This window comes from Streptomyces sp. NPDC056480 (assembly GCF_042795405.1).
GTDB lineage: Bacteria > Actinomycetota > Actinomycetes > Streptomycetales > Streptomycetaceae > Streptomyces.
In genome coordinates this window covers 42551-66185 of the sequence record NZ_JBHTSA010000042.1, presented here as the reverse complement: position 1 = coordinate 66185, position 23635 = coordinate 42551, and the positions used below count along the sequence as shown (strand labels likewise).

21 protein-coding genes are annotated in these 23635 nt (G+C 72.3%); 19 read left to right on the top strand and 2 right to left on the bottom strand.

The features are described 5' to 3' along the window. Positions 1-203 (top strand): hypothetical protein (locus ACFQ79_RS20145; RefSeq protein WP_383585308.1); only part of this gene is annotated, 203 nt, incomplete at its 5' end. Here the strand turns inward: ACFQ79_RS20145 and bldD are convergent. Next, entirely contained in the window at positions 145-645 is a 501-nt protein-coding gene (bldD, locus tag ACFQ79_RS20140) for a transcriptional regulator BldD (protein ID WP_383585302.1), read from the bottom strand. The two genes, ACFQ79_RS20145 and bldD, sit on opposite strands and share 59 nt — an antisense overlap. 246 nt (positions 646-891) lie before the next feature. Here bldD and pyrR point away from each other — a divergent pair, with 246 nt between their 5' ends. From pyrR to ACFQ79_RS20070, 14 genes are all read left to right on the top strand, one after another. Then, a complete protein-coding gene (gene pyrR, locus ACFQ79_RS20135) occupies positions 892-1458 on the top strand; it encodes a bifunctional pyr operon transcriptional regulator/uracil phosphoribosyltransferase PyrR (protein ID WP_266963942.1) in 567 nt (188 codons plus the stop codon). Positions 1459-1545: 87 nt separating this feature from the next. Then, the gene (locus tag ACFQ79_RS20130; protein ID WP_383585299.1) at positions 1546-2577 is read left to right on the top strand and encodes an aspartate carbamoyltransferase catalytic subunit; all 1032 of its coding nucleotides are present in this window, start codon (positions 1546-1548) and stop codon (positions 2575-2577) included. A gap of 2 nt (positions 2578-2579) precedes the next feature. Beyond that, on the top strand, positions 2580-3866 hold the full coding sequence (locus ACFQ79_RS20125; RefSeq protein WP_383585296.1) for a dihydroorotase: 1287 nt from the start codon (positions 2580-2582) through the stop codon (positions 3864-3866). Further along, a complete protein-coding gene (locus ACFQ79_RS20120) occupies positions 3863-4435 on the top strand; it encodes a hypothetical protein (RefSeq protein WP_383585293.1) in 573 nt (190 codons plus the stop codon). The genes ACFQ79_RS20125 and ACFQ79_RS20120 overlap by 4 nt, the downstream gene beginning before the upstream one ends. Next, complete coding sequence (carA, locus tag ACFQ79_RS20115; protein ID WP_383585290.1) at positions 4432-5580, top strand: glutamine-hydrolyzing carbamoyl-phosphate synthase small subunit; 1149 nt, start codon at positions 4432-4434, stop codon at positions 5578-5580. Before ACFQ79_RS20120 ends, carA begins: the two co-directional genes overlap by 4 nt. After that, positions 5573-8881 carry a carbamoyl-phosphate synthase large subunit gene (carB, locus tag ACFQ79_RS20110; protein ID WP_383585287.1) on the top strand — a complete coding sequence of 1103 codons (3309 nt, stop codon included), beginning with the start codon at positions 5573-5575 and terminating at the stop codon, positions 8879-8881. The genes carA and carB overlap by 8 nt, the downstream gene beginning before the upstream one ends. Before the next feature lie 55 nt (positions 8882-8936). Then, the gene (locus ACFQ79_RS20105; protein ID WP_383585284.1) at positions 8937-10049 is read left to right on the top strand and encodes a quinone-dependent dihydroorotate dehydrogenase; all 1113 of its coding nucleotides are present in this window, start codon (positions 8937-8939) and stop codon (positions 10047-10049) included. Next, positions 10046-10882: an orotidine-5'-phosphate decarboxylase gene (gene pyrF, locus ACFQ79_RS20100; protein WP_383585281.1), complete on the top strand. Its 837-nt coding sequence runs from the start codon at positions 10046-10048 to the stop codon at positions 10880-10882. The genes ACFQ79_RS20105 and pyrF overlap by 4 nt, the downstream gene beginning before the upstream one ends. Positions 10883-11213: 331 nt before the next feature. Beyond that, on the top strand, positions 11214-11537 hold the full coding sequence (locus ACFQ79_RS20095; protein WP_030204477.1) for an integration host factor: 324 nt from the start codon (positions 11214-11216) through the stop codon (positions 11535-11537). Positions 11538-11610: 73 nt separating this feature from the next. Further along, positions 11611-12183, top strand: coding sequence for a guanylate kinase (gene gmk / locus ACFQ79_RS20090; protein ID WP_030316317.1), 573 nt, complete (start codon positions 11611-11613; stop codon positions 12181-12183). A gap of 65 nt (positions 12184-12248) precedes the next feature. Continuing rightward, positions 12249-12521, top strand: a complete 273-nt coding sequence (gene rpoZ, locus ACFQ79_RS20085; RefSeq protein ID WP_030316319.1) for a DNA-directed RNA polymerase subunit omega — start codon at positions 12249-12251, stop codon at positions 12519-12521. 97 nt (positions 12522-12618) lie between these two features. Further along, positions 12619-13830 (top strand): bifunctional phosphopantothenoylcysteine decarboxylase/phosphopantothenate--cysteine ligase CoaBC, encoded by a 1212-nt coding sequence (coaBC, locus tag ACFQ79_RS20080; protein ID WP_383585279.1) that lies wholly within the window; start codon positions 12619-12621, stop codon positions 13828-13830. Positions 13831-14066: 236 nt separating this feature from the next. Continuing rightward, entirely contained in the window at positions 14067-15275 is a 1209-nt protein-coding gene (metK, locus tag ACFQ79_RS20075; protein WP_030316322.1) for a methionine adenosyltransferase, read from the top strand. A gap of 92 nt (positions 15276-15367) precedes the next feature. After that, positions 15368-17506 (top strand): primosomal protein N', encoded by a 2139-nt coding sequence (locus ACFQ79_RS20070; RefSeq protein ID WP_383585276.1) that lies wholly within the window; start codon positions 15368-15370, stop codon positions 17504-17506. 181 nt (positions 17507-17687) lie between these two features. On the opposite strand, the gene ACFQ79_RS20065 is transcribed toward ACFQ79_RS20070, so the two are convergent. Then, positions 17688-18206 (bottom strand): hypothetical protein, encoded by a 519-nt coding sequence (locus ACFQ79_RS20065; RefSeq protein WP_383585273.1) that lies wholly within the window; start codon positions 18204-18206, stop codon positions 17688-17690. A 259-nt stretch (positions 18207-18465) separates the two neighbouring features. On the opposite strand from ACFQ79_RS20065, the gene fmt reads away from it, so the two are divergent. From fmt to ACFQ79_RS20045, 4 genes are all read left to right on the top strand, one after another. Continuing rightward, complete coding sequence (gene fmt, locus ACFQ79_RS20060; protein WP_383585271.1) at positions 18466-19398, top strand: methionyl-tRNA formyltransferase; 933 nt, start codon at positions 18466-18468, stop codon at positions 19396-19398. Between the two features lie 369 nt (positions 19399-19767). Then, positions 19768-21180 carry an RsmB/NOP family class I SAM-dependent RNA methyltransferase gene (locus tag ACFQ79_RS20055; RefSeq protein WP_383585268.1) on the top strand — a complete coding sequence of 471 codons (1413 nt, stop codon included), beginning with the start codon at positions 19768-19770 and terminating at the stop codon, positions 21178-21180. Positions 21181-21330: 150 nt separating this feature from the next. After that, the gene (gene rpe, locus ACFQ79_RS20050) at positions 21331-22014 is read left to right on the top strand and encodes a ribulose-phosphate 3-epimerase (RefSeq protein WP_383585265.1); all 684 of its coding nucleotides are present in this window, start codon (positions 21331-21333) and stop codon (positions 22012-22014) included. Positions 22015-22194: 180 nt separating this feature from the next. After that, entirely contained in the window at positions 22195-23211 is a 1017-nt protein-coding gene (locus tag ACFQ79_RS20045) for a sugar-binding transcriptional regulator (RefSeq protein ID WP_030316333.1), read from the top strand. The last annotated feature ends 424 nt before the right edge of the window (positions 23212-23635 follow it).

The window sequence follows — 23635 nt, the reverse complement described above, 5'->3', positions numbered from 1 at the left end:
ACGTGGTTTACCGCGTGGACATGGAGGACGGTGCCGAGCACATCGTCACCAACCCCAGCGAGTTCCCGACCGGCAAGATCGACCAGGTGCACGAGCCGGTCGTCCGGGGCACCATCCTGGCGCCGAGCGAGTTCATCGGCGCGATCATGGAGCTGTGCCAGAACCGCCGCGGCGCGCGTCCGCGTCGAGGACGCCCCAGCTGATGAGCTGCTCGGTGAGGACCGAGGGGGACTGGTCGTAGATCACGGCGAGGGTGCGCAGGTCGTCCTGACGGATCGACAGCACCTTGCCGTTGTAGTCGCCGCGCTGCGACTGGATCGTCGCCGCGTAGCGCTGGAGCGGGCCCGCCTTCTCCTGCGGGACGTGCGCGAGGCGCTCCAGGTCGAGCACGAGCTTCGGCGGCGGCTCGGCGGCCCCGCCCGGCGTGGTGCCCGGCAGGAGCTCCTGCACCGGCACCCCGTAGAAGTCGGCCAGCTCGGCAAGACGCTGCACGGTCACCGCGCGGTCCCCGCGCTCGTACGAACCGACCACGACCGCCTTCCAGCGGCCCTGGGACTTCTCCTCCACCCCGTGGAGCGAGAGACCCTGCTGGGTGCGGATGGCACGGAGTTTGGCCCCGAGCTGCTTTGCGTATTCGCTGGACATAACGCTCCCGGACGCTGTGACGACATGCGGCTGCGCCGCGCGGCTGGTAACTCACTGTGAGGTTACGCAGCGTTACTCTTTCCCGTCAAGCCGAATGGTCCGTACCGCCCCCTCCCGGGGGACGGTGCCCGGAGTGGCGACAGGGGTGCGAGGGAGACCTCCATCCGCCCCTGGTATCGTTGACGTCGCAAATCCGACGTCCTTTAAGAGCCGTCCCGTGAGGCGGAGAAGGAGGTCCGTTTCTTCATGGACACCCAGCAGAAGTACGGCGACGACGCGCGGCCCGTTCTCGAGGCCCCGGACATCGCGCGGGTCCTGACCCGCATCGCACACGAGATCGTCGAGCGCGCCAAGGGCGCGGACGACGTGGTTCTCCTCGGCATTCCCACCCGCGGTGTGTTCCTCGCCCGCCGGCTCGCCGAGAAGCTCGAATCGATCACCGGCACCAAGATCCCCGTCGGATCCCTGGACATCACCATGTACCGGGACGACCTGCGGATGAAGCCGGCCCGCGCCCTCGGCCGCACCGAGATCCCCGGTGACGGCGTCGACGGCCGCCTGGTCGTCCTCGTCGACGACGTGCTCTTCTCCGGCCGCACCATCCGCGCCGCCCTCGACGCCCTCGGCGACATCGGCCGCCCCCGCGCGGTCCAGCTCGCCGTCCTCGTCGACCGCGGCCACCGCGAGCTTCCGATCCGCGCCGACTACGTCGGCAAGAACCTCCCCACGTCGCTGCGGGAGACGGTCAAGGTCCAGCTCGCCGAGGAGGACGGTCGCGACACCGTCCTGCTCGGCGCCCGGCCCACCGCCTAGCCGGACCGGCCTTTCCCCCGCGGGGCCGGGGCACCCCCCTGCGCCCCCGCATGCCCTCACACCTCCCCACCACGGAGAGACACACCGATGATGCGTCACCTCATCTCGGCCGCCGACCTCACCCGCGACGACGCCGTCCTGATCCTCGACACCGCCGAGGAGATGGCCCGGGTGGCCGACCGGCCCATCCGGAAGCTGCCGACCCTGCGCGGCCGGACCGTCTGCAACCTGTTCTTCGAGGACTCCACCCGGACCCGGATCTCCTTCGAGGCCGCCGAGAAGCGCCTCTCCGCCGACGTCATCAACTTCGCGGCCAAGGGCTCCAGCGTCTCCAAGGGCGAGTCCCTCAAGGACACCGCGCAGACCCTGGAGGCCATGGGCGTCGACGCGGTCGTCATCCGCCACGGCGCCTCCGGAGCCCCGTACCGGCTCGCCACCTCCGGCTGGATCGACGCCCCCGTCATCAACGCGGGCGACGGCACCCACCAGCACCCCACCCAGGCCCTCCTGGACGCCTTCACCATGCGCCGCCGCCTGGTCGGCCGCGACACCGGGCTCGGCCGCGACCTCGAAGGCAAGCGGATCACGCTCGTCGGCGACGTCCTGCACAGCCGGGTCGCCCGCTCCAACGTCGACCTGCTGCACACCCTCGGCGCCGAGGTCACCCTGGTGGCCCCGCCCACCCTGGTCCCCGTCGGCGTCGAGACCTGGCCCTGCGAGATCTCGTACGACCTCGACCGCGTGCTGCCGAAGTCCGACGCCGTCATGATGCTGCGTGTGCAGCGCGAGCGGATGAACGCCGCCTTCTTCCCCACCGAGCGCGAGTACTCGCGCCGGTACGGACTCGACGGCGAGCGGATGGCGAAGATGCCCGAGCACGCCATCGTCATGCACCCCGGCCCCATGGTCCGCGGCATGGAGATCACCGCCGAGGTCGCCGACTCCGACCGCTGCACGGTCGTCGAGCAGGTCGCCAACGGAGTCTCCGTCCGGATGGCGGTCCTCTACCTGCTTCTGGGCGGCAACGACTCCGCCGTCACCCACACCCGCCCTCCCGTCGCCCACCACCACCCTTCCGACGAGCGCTCCGCGCACACCACCGATCTGGAGAACAAGTAACCATGAGCAAGACTCTGATCCGCGGTGCGCAGGTGCTGGGCGGCGCCGTCCAGGACGTGCTGATCGACGGCGAGACCATCGCCGAGGTCGGCACGGGCCTGTCCGCCGAGGGCGCCACCGTGATCGAGGCCGACGGCCGGATCCTGCTGCCCGGCCTCGTCGACCTCCACACCCACCTGCGCGAGCCCGGCCGCGAGGACTCCGAGACCGTCCTCACCGGCACCCGCGCCGCCGCCTCCGGCGGCTTCACGGCCGTCTTCGCCATGGCCAACACCCACCCGGTCGCCGACACCGCCGGCGTCGTCGAGCAGGTCTACCGGCTCGGCAAGGAGTCCGGCTACTGCGACGTGCAGCCCATCGGCGCCGTCACCGTCGGCCTCGAGGGCAAGAAGCTCGCCGAACTCGGCGCCATGCACGACTCCGCCGCCGGCGTCACCGTCTTCTCCGACGACGGCAAGTGCGTCGACGACGCCGTGATCATGCGCCGCGCCCTGGAGTACGTGAAGGCCTTCGACGGCGTCGTCGCCCAGCACGCCCAGGAGCCCCGCCTCACCGAGGGCGCCCAGATGAACGAGGGCATCGTCTCGGCCGAGCTCGGTCTCGGCGGCTGGCCCGCCGTCGCCGAGGAGTCGATCATCGCCCGCGACGTCCTCCTCGCCGAGCACGTCGGCTCCCGCGTCCACATCTGCCACCTCTCCACCGCCGGCTCCGTCGAGATCGTCCGCTGGGCCAAGTCCCGCGGCATCGACGTCACCGCCGAGGTCACCCCGCACCACCTCCTCCTCACCGACGAGATGGTCCGGAGCTACAACCCGGTCTACAAGGTCAACCCGCCGCTGCGCACCGAGAAGGACGTCCTCGCGCTCCGCGAGGCGCTGGCCGACGGCACGATCGACATCGTCGCCACCGACCACGCCCCGCACCCCCACGAGGACAAGGACTGCGAGTGGGCCGCGGCCGCCATGGGCATGGTCGGCCTGGAGACCGCGCTCTCCGTCGTCCAGCAGACGATGGTCGAGACCGGACTCCTCGACTGGGCCGGCGTCGCCGACCGGATGTCCTTCGCCCCCGCCCGCATCGGACGGGCCACGGGCCACGGACGACCCGTCTCGGCTGGTGAGCCCGCGAACCTGACGCTGGTCGATCCGGCTTACCGTGGTGTCGTGGACCCCGCGGACTTCGCCTCCCGCAGCCGAAACACCCCCTACGAGGGCCGTGAGCTGCCGGGACGCGTCACCCACACCTTCCTGCGGGGCCGGGCAACGGTCGTGGACGGGAAGCTGGCGTGACACCACTCATCGCAATCGCCGCAGAGGCTGCCGATCAGAAGTCGGCGGAGGTGACCGACTGGGCCGGACGGCTCGGCTGGGTCGCCGGACTGCTGCTCTTCATCGCCTTCGTGTACTGGCTGATGCGCCAGGGCTGGAAGTGGCGCGGCAGCCTCCAGTCGGACCTCCCCGAGCTCCCCACCGCGCCCGAGGCGGCCGGTCCGGCGAAACTGACCCTCAGCGGGCGCTACCACGGCTCCACGACCGCCGGGCAGTGGCTCGACCGGATCGTGGCCCACGGCCTCGGCACCCGCAGCCGCGTCGAGCTCACGCTCACCGACGCCGGGCTCACGGTCGTACGCCCCGGGGCGAACGACTTCTTCGTCCCGGCCGAGGCCCTGCGCGAGGCCCGCCTCGACAAGGGCATCGCGGGCAAGGTCCTCGCCGAGGGCGGCCTGCTGATCGTCACCTGGACGCACGGCGACACGCTGCTCGACTCCGGTTTCCGGTCCGACCGGGCGGCCGAGCACACCGCCTGGGTCGAGGCCATCAACTCCATGACCACCACGACGGAAGGCATCGCACGATGACGACCTCCACCCGGGGAACCAGCAAGGTTCCCGCCGTACTCGTCCTGGAGGACGGCCGCATCTTCCGCGGCCGCGCCTACGGGGCCGTGGGGGAGACCTTCGGCGAGGCCGTGTTCTCCACCGGGATGTCCGGCTACCAGGAGACCCTCACCGACCCGTCGTACCACCGCCAGGTCGTCGTCATGACCGCCCCGCACGTGGGCAACACGGGCGTCAACGACGAGGACCCCGAGTCCTCGAGGATCTGGGTCTCCGGCTACGTCGTCCGCGACCCCGCCCGCGTCTCCTCCAACTGGCGCGCCCAGCGCTCACTGGACGAGGAGCTGCAGAGCCAGGGCGTCGTCGGCATCTCCGGCATCGACACCCGCGCCCTCACCCGCCACCTGCGCGAGCGCGGCGCCATGCGCGTCGGCATCTTCTCCGGCGACGCCTGGTCCGGCATCCGCGACGAGGCCCTCCTCGCCCGGGTGCAGGAGCAGCCCCAGATGAAGGGCGCGAACCTCTCCGCCGAGGTCGCCACCAAGGAGACGTACGTCGTCCCCGCGATCGGCACGAAGAAGTTCACCGTCGCCGCCGTCGACCTCGGCATCAAGGGCATGACCCCGCACCGGATGGCCGAGCGCGGCATCGAGGTCCACGTGCTGCCCGCCACCGCCACCGCCGAGGACATCTACGCGGTGAACCCGGACGGCGTCTTCTTCTCCAACGGTCCCGGCGACCCGGCCACCGCCGACGGTCCCGTCGCCGTCATGCGGGCCGTCCTGGAGCGCAGGACGCCGCTCTTCGGCATCTGCTTCGGCAACCAGATCCTCGGCCGCGCGCTCGGCTTCGGCACCTACAAGCTGAAGTACGGCCACCGGGGCATCAACCAGCCGGTCCAGGACCGTACGACCGGCAAGGTCGAGATCACCGCGCACAACCACGGCTTCGCCGTCGACGCGCCCCTCGACACGGTCTCCGAGACCCCCTTCGGGCGTGCCGAGGTCTCGCACGTCTGCCTGAACGACAACGTCGTGGAAGGCCTCCAGCTGCTCGACCAGCCGGCCTTCTCCGTCCAGTACCACCCCGAGGCGGCCGCGGGTCCGCACGACGCCGCGTACCTCTTCGACCTTTTCGTATCCCTGATGGAGGCCGAGCGTGCCTAAGCGCACCGATATCCAGTCCGTCCTGGTCATCGGCTCCGGCCCGATCGTCATCGGCCAGGCCGCCGAGTTCGACTACTCCGGCACCCAGGCCTGCCGCATCCTCAAGGCCGAGGGCCTGCGGGTGATCCTGGTCAACTCCAACCCGGCCACGATCATGACCGACCCGGAGATCGCCGACGCCACGTACGTCGAGCCGATCACCCCCGAGTTCGTCGAGAAGATCATCGCCAAGGAGCGCCCCGACGCCCTCCTGCCCACCCTCGGCGGCCAGACCGCGCTCAACACCGCGATCTCCATGCACGAGCAGGGCGTCCTGGAGAAGTACGGCGTCGAGCTCATCGGCGCCAACGTCGAGGCCATCAACAAGGGCGAGGACCGCGACCTCTTCAAGGGCGTCGTCGAGGCCGTCAAGGCCAAGATCGGCTACGGCGAGTCCGCCCGCTCGGTCATCTGCCACTCGATGGACGACGTCATCAAGGGCGTCGACACCCTCGGCGGCTACCCCGTCGTCGTCCGCCCCTCCTTCACCATGGGCGGCGCCGGCTCCGGCTTCGCGCACGACGAGGACGAGCTGCGCCGCATCGCCGGCCAGGGCCTCACGCTCTCCCCGACCACCGAGGTGCTCCTCGAGGAGTCCATCCTCGGCTGGAAGGAGTACGAGCTGGAGCTGATGCGCGACAAGAACGACAACGTCGTGGTCGTCTGCTCCATCGAGAACTTCGACCCGATGGGCGTCCACACCGGTGACTCGATCACCGTCGCCCCCGCGATGACCCTCACCGACCGCGAGTACCAGCGGCTGCGCGACATCGGCATCGCGATCATCCGCGAGGTCGGCGTCGACACCGGCGGCTGCAACATCCAGTTCGCGATCGACCCGGTCGACGGCCGGATCATCGTCATCGAGATGAACCCGCGCGTCTCCCGCTCCTCGGCGCTCGCCTCCAAGGCGACCGGCTTCCCGATCGCCAAGATCGCGGCCCGTCTCGCCGTCGGCTACACGCTGGACGAGATCCCGAACGACATCACGGAGAAGACCCCGGCGTCCTTCGAGCCCACGCTCGACTACGTCGTCGTCAAGGCCCCGCGCTTCGCCTTCGAGAAGTTCCCCTCCGCCGACTCCACGCTGACCACGACCATGAAGTCGGTCGGCGAGGCCATGGCGATCGGCCGCAACTTCACCGAGGCCCTCCAGAAGGCCCTGCGCTCCCTGGAGAAGAAGGGCTCGCAGTTCACCTTCGTCGGCGAGCCCGGCGACAAGGCCGAGCTGCTCCGCGAGGCGGTCCGCCCGACCGACGGCCGGATCAACACCGTCATGCAGGCCATCCGCGCCGGGGCCACCCCGGAGGAGGTCTTCGACTCCACGAGGATCGACCCGTGGTTCGTCGACCAGCTCTTCCTGATCAAGGAGATCGCCGACGAGCTGGCCGCCGCCGAGAAGCTCGAGCCCGAGATCCTCGCCGAGGCCAAGCGCCACGGCTTCTCCGACGCCCAGATCGCCGAGATCCGCGGTCTGCGCGAGGACGTCGTCCGCGAGGTCCGGCACGCCCTCGGCGTCCGCCCGGTCTACAAGACGGTCGACACCTGCGCCGCCGAGTTCGCCGCCAAGACCCCGTACTTCTACTCCTCGTACGACGAGGAGACCGAGGTCGCGCCCCGCACCAAGCCCGCGGTGATCATCCTGGGCTCCGGCCCGAACCGCATCGGCCAGGGCATCGAGTTCGACTACTCCTGCGTCCACGCCTCCTTCGCCCTGAGCGACGCCGGCTACGAGACCGTGATGGTCAACTGCAACCCGGAGACCGTCTCCACGGACTACGACACCTCCGACCGTCTGTACTTCGAGCCGCTGACGCTCGAGGACGTGCTGGAGATCGTCCACGCGGAGACCCTCGCCGGCCCCGTCGCCGGTGTCGTCGTCCAGCTCGGCGGCCAGACCCCGCTGGGCCTCTCGCAGGCCCTCAAGGACAACGGCGTGCCGGTCGTCGGCACCTCCCCGGAGGCCATCCACGCCGCCGAGGACCGCGGCGCCTTCGGCCAGGTGCTCGCGGACGCGGGCCTCCCGGCCCCCAAGCACGGCACCGCGACCACCTTCGCCGGCGCCAAGGCCATCGCCGACGAGATCGGCTACCCCGTCCTCGTACGCCCCTCGTACGTGCTCGGCGGCCGCGGCATGGAGATCGTCTACGACGAGACCCGCCTGGAGTCGTACATCGCGGAGTCCACCGAGATCAGCCCCACCCGGCCGGTCCTGGTCGACCGCTTCCTCGACGACGCCATCGAGATCGACGTCGACGCCCTCTACGACGGCCACGAGCTCTACCTCGGCGGCGTCATGGAGCACATCGAGGAAGCCGGCATCCACTCCGGCGACTCGGCCTGCGCCCTGCCCCCGATCACCCTCGGCGGCTTCGACATCAAGCGCCTGCGCGCCTCCACCGAGGCCATCGCCAAGGGCGTCGGCGTGCGCGGCCTGATCAACATCCAGTTCGCCATGGCCGGCGACATCCTCTACGTCCTCGAGGCGAACCCGCGGGCCTCCCGGACCGTCCCCTTCACCTCCAAGGCGACCGCCGTCCCGCTGGCGAAGGCCGCCGCCCGCATCTCGCTCGGCGCCACCGTCGCCGAGCTGCGCGCCGAGGGCCTGCTGCCGAAGACCGGCGACGGCGGCACCCTGCCGCTCGACGCGCCGATCTCCGTCAAGGAGGCCGTGATGCCGTGGTCGCGCTTCCGCGACGTGCACGGCCGCGGCGTCGACACGGTCCTCGGCCCGGAGATGCGCTCCACCGGCGAGGTCATGGGCATCGACGCGGTCTTCGGCACGGCGTACGCCAAGTCGCAGGCCGGCGCCTACGGACCGCTGCCCACCAAGGGCCGCGCGTTCATCTCCGTCGCCAACCGCGACAAGCGCTCGATGATCTTCCCGGCGCGCGAGCTGGTCGCCCACGGCTTCGAGCTGCTGGCCACCTCCGGCACCGCCGAGGTCCTCAAGCGCAACGGCATCAACGCCACGATCGTGCGCAAGCTGAGCGAGGGCGAGGGCCCGAACGGCGAGAAGACGATCGTCCAGCTCATCCACGACGGCCAGGTCGACCTGATCGTCAACACCCCGTACGGCACCGGTGGCCGCCTCGACGGCTACGAGATCCGTACGGCCGCGGTGGCGCGCAGCGTCCCGTGCCTCACCACGGTCCAGGCGCTCGCCGCGGCCGTCCAGGGCATCGACGCGCTCAACCGGGGCGACGTCGGGGTCCGCTCGCTCCAGGAACACGCGGAACACCTGACCGCGGCCCGCGACTAGCAACCCACGAGGGGGACACCGGAAACGGTGTCCCCCTCGTGCTGAGGACACCCACATGTACAAGTTCTTCTTCGACCTCGTCTTCAAGCGCATGGACCCCGAGAAGGCCCACTACCTGGCCTTCCGCTGGATCCGCCTGGCCGCCCGCGTCCCCGTCCTGCGGACCTTCCTCGCCGCCGTCCTCGCGCCCCGCCACAAGGAGCTGCGCACCGAGGCCCTCGGCCTGCGGATGCACGGCCCCTTCGGGCTCGCCGCCGGCTTCGACAAGAACGCCGTCGCCATCGACGGCATGTCGATGCTCGGCTTCGACCACGTCGAGATCGGCACCGTCACCGGCGAGGCCCAGCCGGGCAACCCGAAGAAGCGCCTCTTCCGGCTGGTCCCGGACCGCGCGCTCATCAACCGCATGGGCTTCAACAACGAGGGCTCCGCCGCCGTCGCCGCACGCCTCCACGCGCGCGTACCGGTCTTCAGGACCGTCGTCGGCGTCAACATCGGCAAGACGAAGGTCGTCCCCGAGGCCGAGGCCGCCGCCGACTACGTGAAGTCCACCGAGCGCCTCGCCGCGCACGCCGACTACCTCGTCGTGAACGTCTCCTCGCCGAACACCCCGGGCCTGCGCAACCTCCAGGCCACCGAGTCCCTGCGGCCGCTCCTCACGGCCGTAAGGGAGGCCGCCGACCGCACGGTCACCGACCGCCGGGTCCCGCTCCTGGTCAAGATCGCCCCCGATCTGGCCGACGAGGACGTCGACGCGGTCGCCGACCTCGCCCTCGAACTCGGTCTCGACGGCATCATCGCCACCAACACCACCATCGCGCGCGAGGGCCTCGGCCTGAAGTCCGACCCCACGCTCATCAAGGAGACCGGCGGGCTGTCCGGCGCGCCCGTCAAGGAGCGCTCCCTCGCGGTCCTCAGGCGCCTCCACGCGCGCGTGGGCGACCGGCTGGTCCTCGTGGGCGTGGGAGGCATCGAGAACGCCGAGGACGCCTGGCAGCGCATCCTGGCCGGCGCCACCCTGATCCAGGGCTACAGCGCCTTCATCTACGAGGGCCCGTTCTACGCCCGCGCGATCCACAAGGGCCTCGCCGCGCGCCTCGCGGCCTCCCCGTACGCCACCCTCGCCGAGGCCGTCGGCGCCGACAACCGAAAGGCCGCCGCCAAGTGACTCTCTCCTTCGGAACCCGTCTGCGCTCCGCCATGGACGAGCGCGGCCCGCTCTGCGTCGGCATCGACCCGCACGCCGCCCTGCTCGACTCCTGGGGCCTGACCGACGACATCGCCGGTCTCGAGCGGTTCACCTTCACCGTCGTCGAGGCGCTCGCGGACACCGTGGCCGTGTTCAAGCCGCAGTCCGCCTTCTTCGAGCGCTTCGGCTCGCGCGGCATCGCCGTCCTGGAGCGTGCCACGGCCGATCTGCGCGCGGCGGGCGGCCTGGTCGTGATGGACGCCAAGCGCGGCGACATCGGCTCGACCATGGCCGCGTACGCCGAGACCTACCTGCGCAAGGACTCCCCGCTCTTCTCCGACGCGCTCACGGTCTCCCCGTACCTCGGCTACGGCTCCCTGAAGCCGGCCGTCGACCTGGCGCGCGAGTCCGGCGCCGGTCTCTTCGTCCTGGCCCTGACGTCGAACCCGGAGGGCGCCGAGGTCCAGCGGGCCGTCCGTGAGGACGGCCGCACGATCGGTGCCACCATGCTGGGCCACCTCGCCGCGGAGAACGCGGGGGAGACCCCGATGGGCTCCTTCGGCGCGGTCGTCGGCGCGACCCTCGGCGACCTGTCCTCGTTCGACCTGGACATCAACGGGCCGCTCCTCGCCCCCGGCATCGGCGCCCAGGGCGCGACCCCGGCGGACCTTCCCGCCGTCTTCGGCGCGGCCGTCGGCAACGTCGTCCCGAACGTCAGCCGCGGGGTCCTGCGGCACGGACCGGACGCGGCCGCCCTGCGGGACTCGGCGCACCGGTACGCGGACGAGATCCGCGCGGCCGTCGGCGCGTAACGAGCTTCACGGTCTCTCCGCAGGTCGGAGCGGATCGACCCGGATTTCGGCACTGTTACGGCCCGGTGGGACGACCCGTCCCGCCGGGCCGTCTCACTACTTGACGAAATCTTGGCTCAAAACCGGGTCGTTTTGCCGGAAAAGTCCCGGTCGGTCGATGCTGACCAGGACTTTTCCTTCGTTCTCGCTGACTGGAGCGGCCTCGGCCGCTAGTCTCCGGGGCAGAGCAGGCGTTCAACGACCACTCCGTTGAGCGTTGCTCCACTGGTGTGGGGCGCGAGGTTCCTCACCGGTCCGTATCCGACAGATCGACATCCGAGGTGACGTAGGCGTGGCTCTTCCGCCCCTTACCCCTGAACAGCGCGCAGCCGCGCTCGAAAAGGCCGCCGCGGCTCGCCGGGAGCGGGCCGAGGTCAAGAATCGACTCAAGCACTCCGGCGCCTCCCTCCACGAGGTCATCAAGACCGGCCAGGAGAACGACGTCATCGGCAAGATGAAGGTCTCCGCGCTGCTCGAGTCCCTGCCCGGCGTGGGCAAGGTCCGCGCCAAGCAGATCATGGAGCGGCTCGGCATCTCCGAGAGCCGCCGGGTGCGCGGTCTCGGTTCCAACCAGATCGCCTCCCTGGAGCGCGAGTTCGGCAGCACCGGCGCCTGATCCGGCGACCGGTCCGGCCACCGATCCGGGACACGCGTCCCGGGCACACCGGTGAAGCTGGAATAATCGCTGCATGGCAGCAGAGGTACGTCCGCGGCTGACCGTGCTCTCCGGCCCCTCAGGGGTCGGCAAGAGCACGGTCGTCGCTCATATGCGCAAGGTCCACCCCGAGGTCTGGCTCTCGGTGTCGGCGACGACACGGAAGCCCCGCCCCGGCGAGAAGCACGGCGTCCACTACTTCTTCGTGACGGACGACGAGTTCGACAAGCTGATCGCCAACGGTGAGCTCCTCGAATGGGCCGAGTTCGCGGGCAACCGGTACGGCACCCCGCGCCGCGCGGTCCTCGACCGCCTCGACGCCGGCGAGCCCGTGCTCCTGGAGATCGACCTCCAGGGCGCCCGCCAGGTGAAGGACTCGATGCCCGAGTCCCAGCTGGTCTTCCTGGCCCCGCCGAGCTGGGAGGAACTGGTCCGCCGCCTCACCGGCCGCGGCACCGAGTCGCCCGAGGTCATCGAGCGCCGTCTCGCCGCCGCGAAGGTCGAACTGGCCGCCGAGTCGGAGTTCGACACCACGCTCGTCAACACCTCCGTCGAGGACGTTGCGCGTGAGCTGCTAACGTTGATGCTGTTGACTTCTGGGGAATGATCCACTTGTTCCCCCGGACACCCAACGGCTGTCCGATCCTTTTTTCCATCTTCGGAAGGTAGAGCGTGTCCTCTTCCATCACCGCGCCCGAGGGCATCATCAACCCGCCGATCGACGAGCTGCTCGAGGCCACGGACTCGAAGTACAGCCTCGTGATCTACGCGGCCAAGCGCGCGCGTCAGATCAATGCGTACTACTCCCAGCTCGGCGAGGGCCTGCTGGAGTACGTGGGTCCGCTGGTCGACACCCACGTCCACGAGAAGCCGCTCTCGATCGCCCTGCGCGAGATCAACGCGGGTCTGCTGACGTCCGAGGCCATCGAGGGCCCGGCCACGTAAGCACGTCACGTTCATTCACCACAGGCCCGGCGGAACATCCGCCGGGCCTGTGGTGTCTCATGGAGTCGTAGGCATCCGAGTGCGGGGAGTGGCAGTGGTGACCAAGCCGAAGGTCGTTCTGGGCGTGAGCGGCGGCATCGCCGCCTACAAGGCCTGCGAGCTGCTCAGGCGGCTCACCGAGTCCGGCCACGACGTCCGCGTCGTCCCCACCGACTCCGCCCTCCACTTCGTCGGTGCCGCCACCTGGTCCGCGCTCTCCGGCCACCCCGTCTCGACCGAGGTGTGGGAGAGCGTCCACGAGGTGCCGCACGTCCGCATCGGCCAGGCCGCCGACCTCGTCGTCGTCGCCCCCGCCACCGCCGACATGCTCGCCAAGGCCGCCCACGGCCTCGCGGACGACCTGCTCACCAACACGCTGCTCACCGCGCGCTGTCCCGTCGTCTTCGCCCCCGCCATGCACACCGAGATGTGGGAGCACCCGGCGACCCAGGAGAACGTGGCGACCCTGCGCCGCCGCGGCGCCGTGGTCATCGAGCCGGCCGTCGGCCGCCTCACCGGCGTCGACACCGGCAAGGGACGGCTGCCCGACCCGGCGGAGATCTTCGAGATCTGCCGGAGGATCCTTGCCCGCGGCACCGCAGCCCCCGACCTCGCGGGACGGCACGTCGTGGTCAGCGCCGGCGGCACCCGGGAGCCCCTCGACCCCGTCCGCTACCTGGGCAACCGCTCCTCCGGGAAGCAGGGATACGCGCTCGCGCGGGCCGCCGCCGCCCGGGGAGCCCGGGTCACCCTCGTCGAGGCCAACACCGGCATCCCCGACCCGGCCGGGGTCGACGTCGTCCACGTCGGCACCGCCCTCCAGCTCCGCGAGGCCGTGCTCAAGGCCGTCGCCGACGCCGACGCCGTGGTCATGGCGGCCGCCGTGGCCGACTTCCGTCCGGCCGTCTACGCCACCGGGAAGATCAAGAAGAAGGACGACGGCGGTGCGCCCACCGTCGAGCTCGTCCGCAACCCCGACATCCTGGCCGAGATCTCCGCCGACCGCGCCCTGCCGGGGCAGGTGGTCGTCGGCTTCGCCGCCGAGACCGACGACGTCCTCGACAACGGCCGCGAGAAGCTCCGCCGCAAGGGCTGCGACCTCCTCGTCGTGAACGAGGTGGGGGAGCGCAAGACCTTCGGCTCCGAGGAGAACGAGGCGGTCGTGCTCGCCTCGGACGGCGCCGAGACCCCCGTACCGTACGGTCCGAAGGAGGCGCTCGCCGAGACGGTCTGGGACCTGGTCCTGCCGCGGCTGCGCACCACGACCTGACGCATCCGGCCCCGCGAGGACCGCGAATCCAGCGGGGCGCGTGTGATGTACGCCCCATCAGGGCGTTCTCCCGCCGCGAAGCGGCCGGATTCACCCGCTCAGGGCATTCGCCAGGCGAGACACCTGGTCCATCCCGCGACCACGACCGATAGACTGTGCACGGAACGTCTTGGGGCGCAGCCCCCTGCCGGTCCGACAGAGAAGAGCCAGCAGCCGCTGCAACCCCAGGGAGCGTTGTGTCCCGTCGTCTGTTCACCTCGGAGTCCGTCACCGAGGGACACCCCGACAAGATCGCTGACCAGATCAGCGACACCATCCTCGACGCACTGCTGCGAGAGGACCCCACCTCGCGCGTCGCCGTCGAGACGCTGATCACCACCGGCCTCGTGCACGTCGCCGGTGAGGTGACCACCAAGGCGTGGGCGGACATCCCGACCCTCGTCCGGAACAAGATCCTCGAGATCGGTTACGACTCCTCGAAGAAGGGCTTCGATGGCGCCTCCTGCGGCGTGTCGGTGTCCATCGGGTCTCAGTCCCCGGACATCGCCCAGGGCGTGGACACCGCGTACGAGCAGCGGGTCGAGGGCGATGAGGACGAGCTGGACAAGCAGGGCGCCGGCGACCAGGGCCTGATGTTCGGCTACGCGTCGGACGAGACCCCCGAGCTGATGCCGCTGCCGATCCACATCGCGCACCGGCTGTCCCGCCGGCTGACCGAGGTCCGCAAGAACGGCACCATCCCGTACCTGCGCCCCGACGGCAAGACCCAGGTCACCATCGAGTACGACGGCGACAAGGCCGTCCGCCTCGACACGGTCGTCGTCTCCTCGCAGCACGCGTCCGACATCGACCTGGAGTCGCTGCTCGCGCCCGACATCCGCGAGTTCGTCGTCGAGCACGTGCTCAAGCAGCTCGTCGAGGACGGCATCAAGCTCGACACCGACGGCTACCGCCTCCTGGTGAACCCGACCGGCCGTTTCGAGATCGGCGGCCCGATGGGCGACGCCGGGCTCACCGGCCGCAAGATCATCATCGACACCTACGGCGGCATGGCCCGCCACGGTGGCGGCGCCTTCTCCGGCAAGGACCCGTCCAAGGTCGACCGCTCGGCCGCCTACGCCATGCGCTGGGTCGCCAAGAACGTCGTCGCCGCCGGCCTCGCCGCGCGCTGCGAGGTCCAGGTCGCCTACGCGATCGGCAAGGCCGAGCCCGTCGGTCTCTTCGTCGAGACCTTCGGCACCAACACCGTCGACAACGAGAAGATCGAGAACGCCATCGCCGAGGTCTTCGACCTCCGCCCGGCCGCGATCATCCGCGACCTCGACCTGCTCCGCCCGATCTACTCGCAGACCGCCGCCTACGGCCACTTCGGCCGCGAGCTGCCGGACTTCACCTGGGAGCGCACGGACCGCGTGGACGCCCTGAAGCAGGCCGCCGGCCTGTAGTCCCCGGACACACCCGACCGAAGCCCGGTACCCCTCGGGGTGCCGGGCTTCGGCATGCCCGGCTGTCGGTGGCGTCTGGTAGGTATGGGGCTGTGAGCAGCGAGAAAGAGAATCCCGGCGAGACCGCTGAACCCGAGCAGCTCGCGCTCATTCGGGAGACGGTGCGGCAGGCCAAGGTCCCGCGCGCCAAGCCGCGGACCTGGCGCGGGGCCGCGCTGGCCAAGGAGCTGCCCGTCGCGCGGGTCGTCGTGAACAAGGGCTCGCTCCATCTCGACCAGTTCTTCGACTACGCGGTCCCCGCGGAACTGGACGAGGCCGCCCGGCCGGGAGTGCGGGTGCGGGTGCGGTTCGGCGCGGGGGCGCACCAGGTCAAGAACGGACGCCGGGAGGGCGGACGGCTCATCGACGGCTTCCTCGTCGAGCGCCGGGCCACCTCCGACTACTCGGGCCCCCTGGCCGCACTCGCCGACGTCGTCTCCCCGGAACCCGTCCTCGGCCCCGAACTGCTCGGACTCGCCCGTGCCGTCGCCGACCGGTACGCCGGAAGCCTCGCCGACGTCCTCCAGCTCGCCGTGCCGCCGCGCAGCGCCCGCGCCGAGGGACGCCCCTCGCCGGAGCCGCTGCCACCGCCGGCCGCGCCGGAACCGGGCACCTGGACGCGGTACGAGCGGGGGGCCGCGTTCCTCGACTCCCTCGCGCGCGGCGGGACGCCCCGGGCCGTCTGGAACGCGCTTCCGGGACCGCACTGGGCCGAGGAGATCGCCCGCGCCGTCGGCGCCGCCCTTGCCTCCGGCCGGGGCGCCCTCGTCGTCGTACCCGACGGCCGTGCGGCGGGGCGGGTCGACGCGGCGCTCACCACCGTCCTGGGGGAGGGGCGGCACGCCCTGCTCACCGCCGAGGCGGGCCCCGAGAAGCGGTACGCGCAGTGGCTCGCCGTGCGGCGCGGCGCGGTACGGGCCGTCGTCGGCACCCGGGCCGCGATGTTCGCCCCGGTCCGGGACCTCGGGCTCGTCGTCATCTGGGACGACGGCGACGGCAGCCACAGCGAGCCGCACGCCCCGCAGCCCCACGCGCGCGAGGTCCTGCTGCTCCGCGCCGCCCACGACCGCTGCGCCTTCCTCCTCGGCAGCACCGGCTGCACCGTCGAGGCCGCCCAGCTCGTGGAGTCCGGCTGGGCCAAGCCGCTGTTCGCCGCACGCGAGCAGGTCCGCAGGGCCGCCCCGCTGATCCGGACCGTGGGCGACGGCGAACTGGCCCGTGACGAGGCCGCGCGCGCCGCCCGGCTGCCGTCGCTGGCCTGGCAGACCGTGCGCGAAGGGCTCAAGACCGGACCCGTCCTGGTCCAGGTGCCCCGCCGGGGGTACGTGCCGAGGCTCGCCTGCGAGCGGTGCCGGACGCCCGCCCGCTGCCGCCACTGCGCCGGTCCCCTGGAGGCCCCCGAGCAGCAGGAGCTGCACTGCGGCTGGTGCGGACGCGGGGCCTCCGACTGGCACTGCGTGGAGTGCGGATCGACCCGGCTGCGGGCCCAGGTCGTCGGCGCGCGCCGGACGGCGGAGGAGCTCGGCCGGGCGTTCCCCGCGGTGCCGGTGCGGACCTCGGGGCGGGACCACATCCTGGACACCGTGCCCGGGCGCCCCGCGCTCGTCGTCTGCACCCCCGGCGCCGAGCCGGTCGCCGAGGGCGGCTATGCCGCCGCGCTGCTCCTCGACGGCTGGGCGATGCTCGGCCGGCCCGATCTGCGCGCGGGCGAGGAGGCCCTGCGCCGCTGGATCGACGCGGCCTCGCTCGTCCGGGGCCAGCCCGAAGGCGGCACCGTGGTCGTGGTCGCCGAGCCGACGCTCCGGCCCGTCCAGGCGCTCGTCCGCTGGGACCCGGTCGGACACGCCCAGCGCGAGCTGGCCGAACGGGCCGAACTGGGCTTTCCGCCGGTCTCCCGGATGGCGGCGGTCACGGGTCCGCCGGAGGCCGTCGAAGGCCTGCTCGCGGCGGCGGGGCTGCCCGCCGACGCCGAGGTGCTCGGCCCGGTGCCGCTGCCCGTGGTCCGCCCCGGGGGGCCGCGGAGGCCGGGCGACCCGCCGCCGGGCGAGCAGTGGGAGCGCGCCCTGGTCCGCGTCCCGCCGGGCAGCGGCGCGGCTCTGGCGACCGCACTCAAGCAGGCCAGGGCGGCCCGGATGACGAGGGGCGGCGGGGACCCGGTACGGATCCGGGTGGACCCGCCGGACATCGGCTGACGGGCCGCGGGCGGCGAGCGGGCGGGCGGAAGCCGGGACGGCCGCTGCGGCTGGGCCTTGAGCGGGCGGAGGCCGGGCGGGCGGAGCCCGGGACGGTCTCTGCGGCCAGGTCGTGAGCGGGCGGCACATGGGGCGGCCGTCCGCCCCCGGTGGGGACGGACGGCCGTACGGCGTTCGCGGGTCAGCCGTTGCGGGGGCCGGGGAAGGCCGACGTCCGCGGCTCCTCGCGGAGGGAGGCGCTGCCCGAGGTCGGCTGCGGGGGCATCGAGCGGGCGGCGGGCACCGAGGGGAGCGTGCGGGTGGCGCTCGGCTCCACGATCGGCTCCTGGTCGATGCCGACGCCCGGCTGGGGGGCGCGCCGGGCACCGTAACGGCGGTGGACCGCCTGCTTGGTGACTCCGAGCGCGGAGCCCACCGCGTCCCAGGAGAACCCGAGCGAGCGGTCGAAGTCGACCGCGGCGGTCACCAGCGTCTCGACACTGTCCCGCAGCTCCTGGGCGAGACGAACGGTGGGGGCGGGGGCACGCCCGTAGACGACGAAGCCCGTGGACGGGCCGGAGCGGCGAGGGCGGTAGACATTGCCCAGCTGGGCCGTGAGCGTGCGCAGTGCGTCCACCTGCCGCCGGACCCGCTCGATGTCCCGCACCAGCAGGTGCAGACTCGCCCGAGCCTGGGCGTCGTGGGTTGCGTGGTCGGCCATGTGAAAGCCTCTCGAACCGGCATGTAAGGGGAAGGGCCGCAGGGGGGAACGGCGACCCGATTCGGTCAATCTCTCTTGACCAACGCGCCACCCGGGGTTGGGTCACGCTGCGGGGGCGTACACGCATATGCGCGGGGCGCTCGTCCCTCCGTACGCCCCCTCCGTCAGGGGCACCAGGGTCCCGGCGCCCGGGAGCCGCAGGCGCCCTAGACTGGTGCGCTGCCCGTAAAGCCCCCGGAGAGACAGGCAGTCGCCACTCATGAAGCTCGTCTTCGCAGGCACCCCCGAGGTCGCCGTTCCCGCCCTGGACACCCTGCTCGCCTCCGGCCGGCACGAGGTGGCCGCCGTCGTCACCCGGCCGGACGCCCCCGCGGGGCGCGGCCGGCGGCTCGTCGCCAGCCCGGTGGCCCAGCGGGCGGAGGAGGCCGGGATCGAGGTCCTGAAGCCGGCCAGGCCCCGTGACGAGGACTTCCTCGCCCGGCTGCGGGAGATCGCCCCGGACTGCTGCCCGGTCGTCGCCTACGGCGCGCTGCTGCCCAAGGTCGCCCTCGACATCCCCGCCCGGGGCTGGGTCAACCTGCACTTCTCGCTGCTGCCCGCCTGGCGGGGCGCGGCCCCCGTGCAGCACTCGCTGATGGCGGGCGACCAGGTGACGGGCGCGTCCACCTTCCTGATCGAGGAGGGCCTGGACTCCGGCCCGGTCTACGGCGTCGTCACCGAGGACATCCGGCCCACCGACACCAGCGGCGACCTGCTCACCCGGCTCGCGTTCGCGGGTGCCGGGCTGCTCGCCGCCACCATGGACGGCATCGAGGACGGCGCGCTCCAGGCCGTCCCGCAGCCGGTCGAGGGGATCACCCTCGCCCCGAAGATCCAGGTCGAGGACGCCCACGTCGACTTCGCCGCCCCCGCGCTGCGGGTGGACCGGGTGGTCCGCGGCTGCACCCCGGCCCCCGGTGCCTGGACGGTCTTCCGGGGCGAGCGCCTCAAGCTGATCCAGGTCACCCCGCTGCCGGACCGCACGGACCTGGCGCCTGGGCAGCTCGCCGCGGGCAAGAACAACGTGTACGCGGGCACCGGCTCGTACGCCGTGGAGCTCCTCTGGGTGCAGCCCCAGGGCAAGAAGCCGATGAAGGCCGCCGACTGGGCCCGCGGCGTGCGCATCGCGCCGGGCGAGGTCCTCGGGGTCTGAGGCCGCCGCGGGCCCGGGCACCATCGGGAGGGTGGCGAAGGTCCCCACGGCCCGGGCACCGTCGGAGACGAAGGTCCTCACGGCCCGGGCACCGTCGGAGGCGAAGGTCCTCACGGCCCGGGCACCGTCGGCGTCGGGCCGACGATCCCCACGGGCCCGGGCGCCGGGGCGGGCCGACGATCCCCACGGGCCCGGGCGCCGGGGCGGGCCGAGGGTCCGCGCGGGCCCGGGCGCCGGGGCGAGCCCAAGGGCTCCAGAGGCCCCGGCGCGGAGGCGGGGCGAGGTCCTCACGGGCCCGGGAGCCGGTGGGTGCGCGGCGGACGTAGGCTTGGGGGGTTCGACCTCGTCATTTCGTCACGCGGAGCACCTTTGAGCGAGCAGGCACGTCGCCGTCCCCACAAGCCCTACCGGCGGCCCCAGAAGGACCCCGTCCGGATGCTCGCCTTCGAGGCGCTGAGGGCGGTGGACGAGCGGGACGCCTACGCGAACCTGGTGCTCCCGCCGCTGCTCAAGAAGGCCCGTGAGGGCGGGAACTTCGACGGCCGGGACGCCGCGCTCGCGACCGAGCTGGTCTACGGGACGCTGCGCCGCCAGGGCACGTACGACGCGATCATCGCCGCCTGCATCGACCGGCCGCTGCGCGAGGTCGACCCTCCCGTCCTCGACGTGCTCGCGCTCGGCGCCCACCAGCTGCTCGGCACCCGCATCCCCACCCACGCCGCCGTCTCCGCCAGCGTCGAGCTGGCGCGGGTCGTGCTCGGCGACGGGCGGGCCAAGTTCGTGAACGCCGTGCTGCGGAAGATCTCGCAGCAGGACCTCGACGCCTGGGTGGCGCAGGTCGCCCCGCCGTACGACGCGGACCCCGAGGACCACCTGGCCGTCGTCCACTCGCACCCCCGCTGGGTGGTGTCGGCGCTCTGGGACTCCCTCGGCGGCGGCCGCGCCGGGATCGAGGACCTCCTGGAGGCCGACAACGAGCGCCCCGAGGTCACCCTCGTCGCCCGTCCCGGCCGGTCCACCACCGAGGAGCTCGCGGAGGCCACCGAGACCCTCCCGGGCCGCTGGTCGCCGTTCGCCGTCCGGATGGCCGAGGGCGGCGAGCCCGGCGCCATCGAGGCGGTCAAGGACGGCCGGGCCGGCGTCCAGGACGAGGGCAGCCAGCTCGTCGCGATCGCCCTGGCCAACGCCCCCGTGGAGGGCTCCGACGCGCGCTGGCTCGACGGCTGTGCGGGCCCCGGCGGCAAGGCCGCGCTCCTCGCGGCCCTCGCCTCCGAGCGCGGCGCCGCCCTGCTCGCCTCCGAGAAGCAGCCGCACCGCGCGCGCCTCGTCGAGCGCGCCCTCGCCGGCAACCCCGGTCCGTACCAGGTGATCGCCGCCGACGGCACCCGCCCGCCGTGGCGCCCCGGCTCCTTCGACCGGGTCCTCATGGACGTGCCGTGCTCGGGCCTCGGCGCCCTGCGCCGCCGTCCCGAGGCCCGCTGGCGCCGTCGCCCCGAGGACCTGGACGGCTTCGCGCCGCTCCAGCGCGCCCTGCTCACGGAGGCGCTCGGCGCGGTCCGCGTCGGCGGGGTCGTGGGGTACGCGACCTGCTCGCCGCACCTCGCCGAGACCCGGGTGGTCGTCGACGACGTCCTGAAGAAGGTCGGCGGAGCCGAGCTGATCGACGCCCGCCCGCTGCTGCCGGGCGTACCGGCGCTCGGCGACGGCCCGGACCTCCAGCTCTGGCCGCATCTGCACGGTACGGACGCCATGTATCTGGCGCTCATCCGCCGCACGGCGTGACCCCGGGGTCCTCCGACCCTTCGATCACCTGACCGTAATCTCCCGGTCTGCGCCGGTCCCGGCTCGTCGGTTCGCACCGAAAATGGTCTGGACCGCCTCCGAAACCGCTCGGCGGCAAAGAAGTACCCAAGAACGTGGGAGGCTTGGCTCATGGCGCAGATCAACCCCAGCATTCTGTCCGCGGACTTCGCCCGGCTCGCCGATGAGGCGAAGGCCGTCGACGGGGCCGACTGGCTCCACGTCGATGTGATGGACAACCACTTCGTGCCCAACCTGACCCTGGGTGTGCCGATCGTGGAGTCGCTCGCCCGCGCGACCGACACCCCCCTCGACTGCCATCTGATGATCGAGGACCCCGACCGCTGGGCGCCCCAGTACGTCGAGGCCGGTGCCGGTTCGGTGACCTTCCACGTGGAGGCGGCCGCGGCGCCGGTCCGGCTCGCGCGCGAGATCCGTGCCAAGGGCGCGCGTGCCTCGATGGCGCTCAAGCCGGCCACGCCGATCGAGCCCTACGAGGACCTGCTCCCCGAGCTCGACATGCTGCTGATCATGACCGTCGAGCCCGGCTTCGGCGGCCAGGCCTTCCTCGACATCATGCTGCCCAAGATCCGCCGCACCCGTGAGCTGATCTCCAAGCACGGTCTGGAGCTGTGGCTCCAGGTCGACGGCGGGGTGGCCGAGTCCACGATCGAGCGGTGCGCGGAGGCCGGAGCCGATGTCTTCGTGGCGGGTTCCGCGGTCTACGGCGCGGCCGACCCGGCCGCCGCCGTCGCCTCGCTGCGGGCCCGCGCGGAGGCCGTGACGGCCGTCGCCCCGTGGGCGTGTGGCCACTGAGCCTCCGGCTGATGAACGCGGTCCGTCGGGCCGCCGACAGGACTGATCAAGGCCCGCCGTATCTGACAGGATGGACGGCGAGTCCAGAGTGTGAACGACAGCGGTACGCGAACAGCGGTACATGAACGTCGGTACGTGAACAGCGGTACGTGAACAGGTGAGGAGATCGCGGTGGCGGGTATGTCGGCGGGACGGTCAGCCCTGCGGATGGGCCCCGCGGAGCTGGTGCAGGCGGCGGCCATGGCCCGTCGCTTCTACCTCGAGGGCAAGTCCAAGATCCAGATCGCCGAGGAGTTCGGCGTGAGCCGCTTCAAGGTGGCCCGGGTCCTGGAGACCGCCCTGGAGCGCGATCTCGTACGCATCGAGATCCGCGTACCGGCCGAGCTGGACGCCGAGCGCTCCGACGCGCTCCGTGCCCGCTACGGGCTCCGCCACGCCGTCGTCGTCGAGTCCCCGGCGGAGGGCGAGGACGAGTCGCCCGACCCGGAGAACCTCGGCGAGGTCGCGGCCGACCTGCTCGGTGAACTCGTCACCGAGGGCGACGTCCTGGGCCTCGCCTGGGGCCGCTCCACCATCCACATGGCGGCGGCGCTCGACCGGCTGCCCCCGTGCACCGTCGTCCAGCTCACCGGCGTGTACGACGCCGGGACCGCCGAACGCGGCTCCGTCGAGGCCGTCCGCCGTGCCGCCCAGGTCTCCGGCGGCGAGGCGCACCCGATCTACGCGCCGATGCTGCTGCCGGACCCGGCGACCGCGGCGGCGCTGCGCAGCCAGACCGGCATCGCGCGGGCCTTCGAGTACTTCGACAAGGTGACCGTCGCCTGCGTCTCCATCGGCTCGTGGGAGCCGGGCATCTCGACCGTCCACGACATGCTCTCGGACGAGGAGCGCGCCCACTACGCCTCGCTCGGCGTCGCCGCCGAGATGTCCGCGCACCTCTTCGACGCCGAGGGGCGCCGGGTCGGCCGCGACCTGGGCGAGCGCTGCATCACCGTCGAGGCGGACCGGCTGCGCCGGATCCCCGAGGTCGTCGCCATCGCGGGCGGCCAGCGCAAGGCGGCGGCGATCGGCGCGGTGCTCCGCTCCGGCCTCGTCACCAGCCTGGTCACCGACCGCGCCGCGGCGGACTACCTGCTCACCGAGTCCAGCCCGGGGACGCACCCGGCGCTCGACCGGACGGACCCGGACGGCGTCTGAACGAGGACACCGTCGGCGGCCGAGCCGGCCGCGTCCGAACGAGGACATCGTCGGCGGCCGAGCCGGCCGCGTCCGAACGAGGACATCGTCGGCGGCCGAGCCGGCCGCGTCCGAACGAGGACACCCGGGGCCGGGCCGACCTCGTCCGAGCAGGACATCGTCGGCCGAGTCGATCGAGGGCCGGAGCCATCCCGTAACGGTATGTTCGGGACATGTCGCTCCGGCCCTTGCGCGTACTCGTCGCGCTCGTCCTCGGTGTCCTCCTGGCCGGGTGCTCCTCGTCGAGCGGCGGTGCCGGACCGGTCGCCCCCGCCCGCACCACCACCACCACCGGGGGGGCGGGCCGGGCGCGGGCCCCCCCCCCGGCCCCCCCCCCCCCCCCCCCCCCGGGCCCCCCCCCCCCCCCCCCCCCCCCGCCGGCCCC